The organism is Microbulbifer okhotskensis, from assembly GCF_023895975.1.
In the GTDB taxonomy this organism is placed as follows: Bacteria; Pseudomonadota; Gammaproteobacteria; order Pseudomonadales; family Cellvibrionaceae; genus Microbulbifer; species Microbulbifer okhotskensis.
Genome location: NZ_JALBWM010000565.1, coordinates 1 through 219, shown reverse-complemented (window position 1 = coordinate 219; position 219 = coordinate 1). Strand labels below are relative to the sequence as shown.

The window sequence follows — 219 nt, the reverse complement described above, 5'->3', positions numbered from 1 at the left end:
GCAGTACAGTGACTATGGGGCTATAGCTGTATGAAACTGTCCGAAGTGTTGAATGAATCTATCGCCCGCCAAGCCAATGCTGAGGACAAGTGTACGGGCCGTTTCTGGGAGGGGCGCTTTAAGTCTCAAGCTTTGCTGGATGAAAAGGCCCTTGCCGCGTGTATGGCCAGGGCTGTCCCATATAAATCAGCTTAAATCGTGACTGTAATTATCTTGTCT

The 219-nt window shown here is 49.3% G+C and carries 1 protein-coding gene; it reads left to right on the top strand.

The genetic code is table 11. The annotated features are described in order from the left end of the window. Positions 1-30 precede the first annotated feature (30 nt). Positions 31-195, top strand: coding sequence for a hypothetical protein (locus tag MO867_RS23300; protein WP_252473538.1), 165 nt, complete (start codon positions 31-33; stop codon positions 193-195). Positions 196-219 lie beyond the last annotated feature (24 nt).